13 protein-coding genes are annotated in these 9,723 nt (G+C 26.6%); 3 read left to right on the top strand and 10 right to left on the bottom strand.

What is annotated here, in order from left to right; translation table 11 throughout:
- The 5 genes from ACTCCZ_RS06495 to ACTCCZ_RS06475 form a co-directional block, all read right to left on the bottom strand.
- On the bottom strand, window positions 1–188 hold a 188-nt coding region (locus tag ACTCCZ_RS06495; protein ID WP_463187209.1), incomplete at its 3' end, for a hypothetical protein.
- Window positions 185–562, bottom strand: coding sequence for a TonB system transport protein ExbD (gene exbD, locus ACTCCZ_RS06490; RefSeq protein WP_079578422.1), 378 nt, complete (start codon window positions 560–562; stop codon window positions 185–187). The genes ACTCCZ_RS06495 and exbD, both read right to left, overlap by 4 nt.
- A complete protein-coding gene (gene exbB / locus ACTCCZ_RS06485) occupies window positions 543–968 on the bottom strand; it encodes a TonB-system energizer ExbB (protein WP_196778268.1) in 426 nt (141 codons plus the stop codon). Before exbB ends, exbD begins: the two co-directional genes overlap by 20 nt.
- An 84-nt stretch (window positions 969–1,052) precedes the next feature.
- Window positions 1,053–1,904, bottom strand: a complete 852-nt coding sequence (locus ACTCCZ_RS06480; RefSeq protein ID WP_079578426.1) for a sensor histidine kinase — start codon at window positions 1,902–1,904, stop codon at window positions 1,053–1,055.
- The gene (locus tag ACTCCZ_RS06475; protein ID WP_079578428.1) at window positions 1,894–2,553 is read right to left on the bottom strand and encodes a response regulator transcription factor; all 660 of its coding nucleotides are present in this window, start codon (window positions 2,551–2,553) and stop codon (window positions 1,894–1,896) included. Before ACTCCZ_RS06475 ends, ACTCCZ_RS06480 begins: the two co-directional genes overlap by 11 nt.
- A 106-nt stretch (window positions 2,554–2,659) precedes the next feature.
- Between ACTCCZ_RS06475 and ACTCCZ_RS06470 the strand changes: the two genes are divergently transcribed.
- On the top strand, window positions 2,660–4,429 hold the full coding sequence (locus ACTCCZ_RS06470) for a Na/Pi cotransporter family protein (RefSeq protein ID WP_079578430.1): 1,770 nt from the start codon (window positions 2,660–2,662) through the stop codon (window positions 4,427–4,429).
- Entirely contained in the window at window positions 4,416–4,646 is a 231-nt protein-coding gene (locus tag ACTCCZ_RS06465; RefSeq protein ID WP_079578432.1) for a hypothetical protein, read from the top strand. The genes ACTCCZ_RS06470 and ACTCCZ_RS06465 overlap by 14 nt, the downstream gene beginning before the upstream one ends.
- Here the strand turns inward: ACTCCZ_RS06465 and ACTCCZ_RS06460 are convergent.
- The 4 genes from ACTCCZ_RS06460 to pgeF form a co-directional block, all read right to left on the bottom strand.
- A complete protein-coding gene (locus ACTCCZ_RS06460; RefSeq protein ID WP_079578434.1) occupies window positions 4,639–5,103 on the bottom strand; it encodes a tRNA (cytidine(34)-2'-O)-methyltransferase in 465 nt (154 codons plus the stop codon). The genes ACTCCZ_RS06465 and ACTCCZ_RS06460 overlap by 8 nt on opposite strands.
- Window position 5,104: 1 nt before the next feature.
- A complete protein-coding gene (gene purU / locus ACTCCZ_RS06455; RefSeq protein ID WP_079578436.1) occupies window positions 5,105–5,938 on the bottom strand; it encodes a formyltetrahydrofolate deformylase in 834 nt (277 codons plus the stop codon).
- 74 nt (window positions 5,939–6,012) lie between these two features.
- Complete coding sequence (locus ACTCCZ_RS06450) at window positions 6,013–7,269, bottom strand: malic enzyme-like NAD(P)-binding protein (protein WP_079578438.1); 1,257 nt, start codon at window positions 7,267–7,269, stop codon at window positions 6,013–6,015.
- Window positions 7,270–7,434: 165 nt separating this feature from the next.
- The gene (pgeF, locus tag ACTCCZ_RS06445) at window positions 7,435–8,100 is read right to left on the bottom strand and encodes a peptidoglycan editing factor PgeF (RefSeq protein WP_079578440.1); all 666 of its coding nucleotides are present in this window, start codon (window positions 8,098–8,100) and stop codon (window positions 7,435–7,437) included.
- A gap of 99 nt (window positions 8,101–8,199) precedes the next feature.
- Here pgeF and ACTCCZ_RS06440 point away from each other — a divergent pair, with 99 nt between their 5' ends.
- Window positions 8,200–9,015: a shikimate dehydrogenase gene (locus tag ACTCCZ_RS06440; protein ID WP_079578442.1), complete on the top strand. Its 816-nt coding sequence runs from the start codon at window positions 8,200–8,202 to the stop codon at window positions 9,013–9,015.
- A gap of 59 nt (window positions 9,016–9,074) precedes the next feature.
- Here the strand turns inward: ACTCCZ_RS06440 and ACTCCZ_RS06435 are convergent, their stop codons facing one another.
- Window positions 9,075–9,485 carry a hypothetical protein gene (locus ACTCCZ_RS06435; RefSeq protein ID WP_079578443.1) on the bottom strand — a complete coding sequence of 137 codons (411 nt, stop codon included), beginning with the start codon at window positions 9,483–9,485 and terminating at the stop codon, window positions 9,075–9,077.
- Between the last annotated feature and the right edge of the window lie 238 nt (window positions 9,486–9,723).

Here is a 9,723-nt window from a genome sequence, read left to right as displayed (position 1 = left end):
ATTCTAAAAGGGCATAAGTTACTAAGAAAGTCAACTATTGAAGCTATAAAAAAAGCTTCCAAGAACTTTCCAAAAGTTCCTAAAAGCTTAATTATTATCTTTTCATTTGCAAATAAAACATAAAAACCAACAGTTATACCAATATAAATAAATAGTGTTATAAAAAAAGAGCTAATATATCTTTTCATCTTTTTGTTACTATTGATATATTTTGAAAATCATTGCTTTTTAATATATCAAGAACTTGAACAAAACTATCAAATCTTGAGTTTTTGTCACTTTTTATATAAACTTGTGTATTTTTTTTGAATTTTAAAATATGATTTTTCATATCTTTAGAATTTACAAGATTATTATTACAAAAAAACTCTCCTTTTTTATTTATAACAATGACTAGCTTTTTATCTATTTTTAAATTATTAGTACTCTTTGCACTTGGTAAAGATACAGGAATAAGACCTTTTGTGATAAAAGTTGAAGTCATAAGAACTATTGTTAAAAGTACTAATAATACATCAATAAAGGGTAATACATTTATGCTATCAAATTTCTTTAATTTCATATTTACTTTCCAGTACTTCTGCATATCTACTTAAAATATTATAAAATATCATTGAAACTATTGCTACTACTAAACCAACTGCTGTTGCTTTAAGTGCAAGAGCCAATGAAGACATGATTTTTGTAGCTTCAATATTTGAACCACTCATAGTCATAAAAGTAAGCATAATAGCTAACACAGTTCCAAGAAGCCCAATATAAACAGAGTTTGAAGCAATAGTTCCTATAATTGTCAAGTGTCTTGTAAGAGCAATTTCTAAGGCTTTTTTATTTTTATATATATTTACATCAAGTTTCTTATAAAAAATAACTCTTTCAATAAAAAACCAAACAGAAATAAAACTCATAAAAATTAATAATGCTATAACACCATAATCTATCAAGTGTTTTAATACTTCAATATTCATAATTCACCTAAATTAAATTTTATAAATTTTAATTTAAATGTGTTAAATAAATGTTAATTAAAAATTAATATTCTATGGAACTTTTTAGAAAATATTTTTTAAATTTAATTCAAACCTTGAACCATCTTCTAAAGGAATAATATTTATTGCTATTTTATTTTTATCACAAAACTCTTTTACTATACTAAGTCCTAAGCCAAAACCTTTTTTTGAACTATCTTCTTGAAAGAAAGTATCAAATACATCAAAAAGATATTTTGTATCTATTGTATTTCCACTATTTTCTATAAATAAAATAGTATTCTCTTTTAATCCTATTTTTACATATCCATCTGTTTTATTATATTTTATGGCATTTGATAAAAGGTTATCAATTACTTTACAAAAACCATTTTTATCAGTTTTTATTAAAAGATCTTTATCAATACAGTTTTCTATTTTTATATCTTTTTTTATATCTTCAAACTTATCAATTGAATTATTTACTATTTCATATAAAAAGAGTGTATCTTTATCAACATTGTCAATCTCTTTTTTTATACTATACTCCATATCCTCATATAACTTTAATAAATCACTTGAAGCTTTTTTTATTCTTTCTAATCTTTTTAAAGCTTTTTCATCTGTTATTTTTCTTTCAAGCATTTGAGTATTTAGCATTATTGTAGAAACAGGTATATTTAACTCATGCAAAGTCTTTTTTACCGTTTTTTGTAAGTTTTCATCACTTTTAAAAAGTGGTTCAAGAATAGATTTACTTAAAGCCAAAAAAAGAACTAGAGAACACACAAGTAGAGGTAAAACTATAATTATAAAATTATCTTTATTTAAGCCAAAATAACTGATCAAAATATAGTTCATAAATAGAGTCAAAATAGTTGTAAATGTAAATACAATTGAGATTGAAATTAAAAAATCTTTTGTCTTAGAATTCAATTTTATATCCTATACCTTTTATATTAGTGATTTTCTCTTTTCCTAAAATCTTTTTTAGATTGTTTATATAGACTCTAATTGATCCCTCGCTATACTCTTCACTAACGCTCCAAAGCCTAGAAATAATCATCTCTTTTGAAACAATTGAATCACGGTTTTCCAAAAATAATTCAAGTAATGAAACTATTTTTATGGGAAGATTTAAGTCTTTTCCCTCTTTATAAACTCGTCTTAAAATAGGATCAAAAGTTAACTCATCAAAAAGCTCAAGCTCTTTTACTTGCTTTCCACATCTTTTAAGTACAGATTTAATTCTAAGTAATAGCTCATCTAAATCAACTGGCTTTTTTAAATAATCATCACAACCATTTAAAAACCCCTCTTCTAAAGTCTGCTTATCTTTATATGAAGTAAGAAAAATTGTAGCAGTTGTATCTCCGCTTCCCCTTAACTCTTTTAATAAATCTAAACCATTTATTAAAGGAACATTAATATCAAGTAAATATAAATCATAATTACTTTTAAAATTTAGCTCCAAAGCCTCTTGTCCATCATATGCAATATCTACTTCAAACTTTTCTTCTTCTAAAAAATCTTCTAATGTTTGAGCAAAAAGCTCATCGTCTTCTAATACTAATATTTTATTCATGATTACTTTCTTTATTTAAAATCTGTAAAATTTTATCTAAACAAGCCTTATTTAATAAAAAATCTTGTTATAATATATAACTAAACTATATTATGTAGGATTTTTTATGGTTAAAAACTTGGCAATTGCATTAGGATTCTTGATTACAGCATATTTTATCTCGTCATCTGAGAATCTAAAAATAATCTTGAGTGGTATTGCAATTTTTTTAATTGGTATGTATTTTATGGAAAATGGTTTTAAACTATTTTCAGGTGGTGCTTTAGAAAATATTCTAAAAAGATTTACCAACAATCTTTTTAAAGCTATAACAACTGGTTTTTTAGCCACTTCCATTGTCCAAAGCTCTTCTTTAATTACAGTAATTGTAATATCGTTTTTATCAGTTGAATTATTAACTTTAGCACAAGGTATTGGTATTGTATTTGGTTCAAACTTAGGTAGTACGACAACAGCTTGGATAGTATCAAGTTTAGGATTAAAAATAAAAATCTCAGCTTATGCTATGCCTATGTTAATCTTTGGTGTAGTACTTAGATTTTTTAAAAACAATACATACAAAGGCTTGGGAAATGTACTGTTAGGTTTAGGATTTATCTTTTTGGGTATTTCTTATATGAAAGATGGATTTGATACCTTAAAAGATTCAATTGATTTAGCCCAGTTTGCATTGCCTGGAATAAAAGGAATTATTCTTTATATCCTAATTGGTGCAGTTGCAACTATTGTTATCCAATCAAGTAGTGCTACAATGGCCATAATAATAACAGCATTAAGTGCAGGAAATATAATTTATATAAATGCTCTAGCTTTGGCAATTGGAGCAAATATTGGGACAACAGTAACAGCAATAATTGGCTCATTTGCTTCAAATGAAAACGGAAAGCGCTTAGCTTTTGCCCATCTTATATTCAATGTAATTACAGCTTTAGTTGCTGTAATTTTTATATATTCATTAAGAGATTTTGTAGATTATCTAGCTCCTTTATTTGGAATTGATGCGGAAAATTACAGTATGAAACTTGCACTATTTCATACTATTTTTAATCTATTAGGAATAATCATAGTTGCTCCTTTTATAAATATAATTGTAAATTTAGCAAAAAAAACTATTAAGAAAAAAGTTGCCAAAAGCTCAAAACCAAAATATCTATTAAAATCAAATATAGAAATTCCAAATAGTTCATTACTCTCACTTAAAAAAGAGTGCATAAACCTTTATGAAAATTGTCAAAGAGCAATGCTTCATGCCCTTAATTTACATACAACAGAATTAAAAACAAAAGAGGATTTGCAAAGACAACTAACAAATGAACCAAGAAAATCAAATACAAATATTGATGAGATTTATCAAACAAATCTAAAATTATTATATAACGAAATTATTAAATACTCTTCTTTTGCACAAGAACACATGACAAGTCCACAACAAAAAATTGCAGGCAATTTCAAAAAGAGTGCAACAAGACTAATTGAAGTACTTAAAGACACAAGAGATATTCAAAAAAATCTAGACTTTTACTTAAAAAGTAAAAATGAGTATATTAAAAAAGAGTATAATAATCTAAGAGAAGAATTAGGAAGTCTTTTTATTGATATAAATAACTTAAACAACGAAAATTTAAGTGAACTTGACAAAATAACTCAAATTGAAGTTATAAAAAGTACCCTAAACAAAAATGACTTATCAAATAGTGAAGTAATTGATGATCTAATTAGAACACAAAAGATTAAAGCATCAATGGCAACATCACTTATAAATGATAGTGCAACAGTTTACTCAATACAAAAAAAGTTAGTAGAAGTTGCGATGATTTTATTCATTGAAGATGAATTACTAAAAGAGATAGGAGAAGAGAATAATGCCCCTAAATGAACTAATAAAAAAAGTAAAAAAATACTTGAAACAAACAGAAGAAAATAAAGATATCAAAAAAAATAAAATATTGAAAGTCTTAGAAGAGTTATATGTAAAAAAAGCTAAATTAAAAAAACAAAAGAAAAAAACTTCAAATAAAAGTGATAAAAAACAGCTTCAAAATAAACTTGAAGCTGTAAATCAGCTAATCAAAAAAAGCAAAAAACTTATTTGAAGTTAGCAAAGTTTTGTCTTAAAGCCTCATAAGCTACAATAGATACAGAGTTAGCAATATTTAGACTTCTTGCGTTATTTGCCATAGGAATTGTAATACATCCTTGCTCATTTTTAGTTAAAAAACTCTCAGGAAGTCCAGCATCTTCTCTACCAAAATAAAAAAAATCGCCTTCTTTAAATTTTTGTTCAAAATAGACTTGTTTAGTTTTTGTTGTAGCAAAAAAATGTCTATCGCTCATAGGATATTTTTTCCAAAACTCTTCAATGTTTTCATACTCAAAAACTTCTAAATCATACCAATAATCAAGCCCTGCTCTTCTTACTTGTTTTTCATTTATTTCACCAAAACCATAAGGTTTTATTAGATGAAGTTTACAATTAAGTGCAAAAGCAAGTCTTCCTATTGTTCCTACATTTCCTGGAATTCTTGGTTCGTGAAGTACTATATTAAACATTTTATAAAATCACCGTTTTATTTTTATATACAAATACCTTATCATCAAGTAAAAGTTGAAAAGCATTATATAAAACAATCTTTTCAACATTTCTTCCTGCATTTCTCATCTCTTGCCAAGAGTAACTATGATCAACCCTTACAACATCTTGAAAGATAATTGGACCTTCATCCAAATCATCAGTAACATAATGCGCAGTTGCTCCTATGATCTTAACACCTCTTTCATAGGCTTGTTTGTATGGATTTGCACCAATAAATGCAGGTAAAAATGAGTGATGAATATTTAGAACTCTTTTTGGATAGGTATTAACAAATTTTGAAGTTAAAATTCTCATATATTTTGCCAATACAATAAGCTCTGGTTCAAATTCATTGATTTTTTCAATCATCTTATCTTCATGCTCTTCTCTACTTAAACCCTCTGCACTTATACAATAAAATGGAATATCAAATTTTTCTACTAAATCTCTTAAATGCTCATGATTTGCAATGACAGCTTTTATATTTGCATTTAATTCGCCATCAAAATATCTAATTAATAAATCACCTAAAACATGAGACTCTTTTGTTGCTAATATCACAACATCTTTATTTTCTTTTTCATTTAATTTTATTGTAGAGTTTAAAGGAAGAACTTCTTTTAACTCTTTTAGAAGTATGTCTTTTTTTATATCACCTGTTATAACTGTTCGCATAAAAAATTTTAGTGTATCTGGATCAACGTATTCTGAATTTTGTTCTATATTTAAGTTATTTGCGTAAAGAACTTTTGAAATATTATAAACAAGTCCTTTATCATCTGTAGTATCAATTAAAAGTATGTACTCTTTCATCATTATCCTAGTATTATTCTCATTAAGTTTAAAACGAGAATAATACCATTTTATTGATTAATAGATAATTGAAATTATACCAATGCAGCCAAATTTTTTCTATAAGCTTCTAAATCAAACTCTTTAACTCTAGCAACACCTGTTTCAACTGCTGCATTTGCCACAGCACTTGAAACTTCTACCATAAGTCTTTTATCAAATGGAATTGGAATAATATACTCTCTTCCATAAACTAAATCACCAAATGCCTCTTTTAATTCATCTGTTAAAGGCTGTTTAGCTAAATCTGCAATTGCTTTTGCAGCAGCAATTTTCATAGTCATATTAATTTTTCTAGTTTTTACGTCTAGCGCTCCTCTAAAGATAAAAGGAAAACCTAAAACATTATTTACTTGATTAGGAAAATCACTTCTTCCTGTTCCAATAATAGCTTTTGGTCTTACTTCTTTTACTTCTTCTGGAAATAATTCAGGAGTAGGATTTGCAAGTGTAAAAATAATTGGTTCTTCACTCATAAGTGCAATATGTTTTTTTGTAAATGTCCCAGGTCTTGATAGTCCAAGAACCATATCAGCATCAGTAAATGCTTCTTCTAAAGTCAAAGGTTCATCAATCATAAAATCTTTTTTATATTTATTTAAATCTTTTCTACCTTTGTGAATAACCCCTTTAGAATCACACATAATTAAATTTTTTACACCTAATTCTTTATACATAGTAGAACAAGCAATAGCTGAAGCTCCTGCACCAACAACTACAATTTTGATATCTTCAATAGCTTTATTCATCATTTCACTAGCATTTAAAAGTGCAGAACTTGTAATAATTGCAGTTCCATGTTGGTCATCATGCATAACTGGAATATTTAATTCATCTACTAATCTTTTTTCAATCTCAAAACATTCAGGTGCTTTAATATCTTCAAGATTAATACCACCAAATGTAGGAGAAATTGCTTTTACGGCTTCACAAAACTTATCTACATCTGTGGCATCTACTTCAATATCAAACGAATCAACAGCAGCAAATTTTTTAAATAATACAGCTTTACCTTCCATTACAGGTTTTGATGCAAGTGCCCCAATATCACCTAAACCTAGTACAGCTGTACCATTTGAAACTACTGCTACAAGATTACTTTTTGCAGTATATTCATATGCTAACTTTGGATCTCTTTTAATCTCTTCACAAGGAAATGCAACACCTGGTGAATATGCAAGGGATAAATCTCTTTGAGTATTTAATTGTGTTGTTGTTGCAATTGCAACTTTTCCTGGATTTGGGCTTTTATGATATTCTAAAGCCTCTTCTTTTGTAACTTTAACGCTCATCTCTAACCTTTCTCAGTGTAATTTGAAGCGCAATTGTAACAAATCGAAACTTAATTTTATTAATATTTTATGAAAAATCTCTATTTTTTATATACTTAAGCTCATTTTTAGCTATTATTTACATAATTATTACATATAATTTTGCTTGATAATAATCATTAGATATTATTTTAATTCTATAACTCCTGCAAATCTTCCAGTACTACTTGAAACCCTATATGAAAAGTAACTATTATCAGTACATTTTGTACAATGAGTTGAAATCTCTATATCTTTTATACCCACTTTTTCTAACTGTTGTTTATTTATTCCTTGCAAATTAATATTTCTATTATTTACAAACTCTTTTCCAAAAGAGGTTTTTACAATATTTGCCAACTCTTGACTTACTTCATAACAACATTTTTGAATAGATGGACCTAAAATTGCTTTTATATTTTTTGCTTCGCAGCCAAACTCTTTTATCATTTTTTTAGCAGTTTTTTCACTAATATTTAAAAAAGTTGAGTTCCTGCCTGCATGAATAGCCGCGATTACACCTTTTTCTTTATCATATAAAAGTACAGGTATACAATCAGCAACCATGAGTAATAAAGGAATATTTTTTTCATTTGTTATCAAAGCATCACAATTATCAAGTAAAAAATCACTGTTTTTATCTACTATTTTAATAGTATCTTTATGAACTTGATTCATATATCTTAAGTTTTTTATTGTAAAGCCATATTTTGCTAAAGCTTGTCTATTTTTATCTACATTTACTTTTTTATCGTTCACATGATAAGCAAGATTACCATCTTTTTTATTTGTAAAAAATTTTAAAACTTCCATAAATACTCTCCTTTAAAGGAATTATTTAATTGTAACTTTTTTCATTTAATTTTATATTATAATATTTTAGATAAAATCACGACTTCATAAAGGTAAATAATGTCGGAAAATATAACAAACAACACAAAAGCATATGCGATTTTTGGTAATCCTGTAGAACACTCTAAATCACCTCAAATGCATAATAGCGCTTTTGAGCATTTAAGTATTGATGCAGTTTATAAAAAACATCATTTAAAAGATGGTAAAAAATTAAAAAATGAATTTTTAAACAATTTATACAGTGGTGCTAATATTACAGTTCCTCATAAAGAACAAGCTTTTAAACAAGCAGATGAAGTTATAGGAATAGCAAATGAAATTGAAGCTGTAAACACTTATATCAAAAAAGATGATAAAGTTATTGCTTATAATACAGATGCACCAGGTTTTCTAAAAGCAATTGAAAGCTTTGGAGATATTAAAAAAGTTTTAGTATTAGGAGCTGGAGGAACTGCAAAAGCAATTGCACTTGCACTACAGCAAAAAGATATAGAAGTAACAGTCGTAAATAGAAGTGATTCAAAACTTGACTTTTTTAAACAAAAAAATATCAAATGTTTTACATGGAAAGATTTTAGACTTGATTATTTTGATTTAGTAGTTAACTCAACAAGTGCAGGATTAAAAGATGATGAACTTCCTATGAGTAAACCACAATTAGAGAATGTATTTTTAAATTCAAGCTACGCTTTTGACTGTGTATATGGAAAAGAAACACCATTTTTAGCACTAGCAAAAAAAGAGGGTCTAAAAACAAAAGACGGCGAAGATATGCTTTTATATCAAGGCTTACTTGCATTTGAACTTTTTACAGATGCTAAAGCCGATGATTCGGTAGTTGAAGCGATGAGAAAAGGATTAAGAGGAGAATAAAAACCCTCTTTTTTCTAACTTATAGCTACCAATATATAGAAAATAGTAGCTTTATAAAACTACTTTTTCATATAAATATCTTTTTCTTTTTCGAAATATTCTTCAAAAAAGTATATGTAATCTTCCAATAATAGATTGAATTCAGTATTACCACTTCTAAATTTTTTAAACTTAAAATTCTCAAATTGTTCTTCATATGTTTTAAAAGCAAGAATAACTCTTATCATCTCTTGCATATTATTTGCAAAGAATATATTCTTTTTATATTTTATATAGTCAGATTTGAGATAAGTTTTTAAATACTTTAAATATGTTTTTTCAGAAACACTACAGTTCTTAGGTAAAGTCTTATTTATAATTCTAAGTTGTTCTGAAACTGGATACAAATGATTTAAAAGTAATATTATAGAATCACTAATACTAGATAAAAGTTCTTCTTTAGGCTTTTTCTTATTTCTTTTTTGTTGCATAATTACCTTCCTTGAAAATAAAAAACTAAGTAGCAAAATATTATAAATTTTTAGAAGATAAATAAAGGGTATTTTTTATGAAATAAAATATAGCCTTAAAAGTAATAGAAAAAAAGAGTAAGCGAGTTTGCCAAATGTGGTCACAAATTTCTACCGCAATTTATACCCAACTTGACACCTCTTTTTGCACCCAAATTATCACCGTAATTTATACCGCAATATTTTACAGAGATTTTAA

Source organism: Malaciobacter sp. (assembly GCF_055140965.1).
This window is presented reverse-complemented; position numbering and strand designations above follow the sequence as displayed.

Excerpts from the sequence above, each read along its gene's own strand:
- ACTCCZ_RS06435 (WP_079578443.1), bottom strand. The coding sequence starts at position 9,485 with ATGCAACAAAAAAGAAATAAGAAAAAGCCTAAAGAAGAACTTTTATCT.
- ACTCCZ_RS06440 (WP_079578442.1), top strand. The coding sequence starts at position 8,200 with ATGTCGGAAAATATAACAAACAACACAAAAGCATATGCGATTTTTGGT.
- purU (WP_079578436.1), bottom strand. The coding sequence starts at position 5,938 with ATGAAAGAGTACATACTTTTAATTGATACTACAGATGATAAAGGACTT.
- pgeF (WP_079578440.1), bottom strand. The coding sequence starts at position 8,100 with ATGGAAGTTTTAAAATTTTTTACAAATAAAAAAGATGGTAATCTTGCT.
- ACTCCZ_RS06475 (WP_079578428.1), bottom strand. The coding sequence starts at position 2,553 with ATGAATAAAATATTAGTATTAGAAGACGATGAGCTTTTTGCTCAAACA.
- ACTCCZ_RS06470 (WP_079578430.1), top strand. The coding sequence starts at position 2,660 with ATGGTTAAAAACTTGGCAATTGCATTAGGATTCTTGATTACAGCATAT.
- ACTCCZ_RS06460 (WP_079578434.1), bottom strand. The coding sequence starts at position 5,103 with ATGTTTAATATAGTACTTCACGAACCAAGAATTCCAGGAAATGTAGGA.
- ACTCCZ_RS06465 (WP_079578432.1), top strand. The coding sequence starts at position 4,416 with ATGCCCCTAAATGAACTAATAAAAAAAGTAAAAAAATACTTGAAACAA.
- exbB (WP_196778268.1), bottom strand. The coding sequence starts at position 968 with ATGAATATTGAAGTATTAAAACACTTGATAGATTATGGTGTTATAGCA.
- exbD (WP_079578422.1), bottom strand. The coding sequence starts at position 562 with ATGAAATTAAAGAAATTTGATAGCATAAATGTATTACCCTTTATTGAT.
- ACTCCZ_RS06450 (WP_079578438.1), bottom strand. The coding sequence starts at position 7,269 with ATGAGCGTTAAAGTTACAAAAGAAGAGGCTTTAGAATATCATAAAAGC.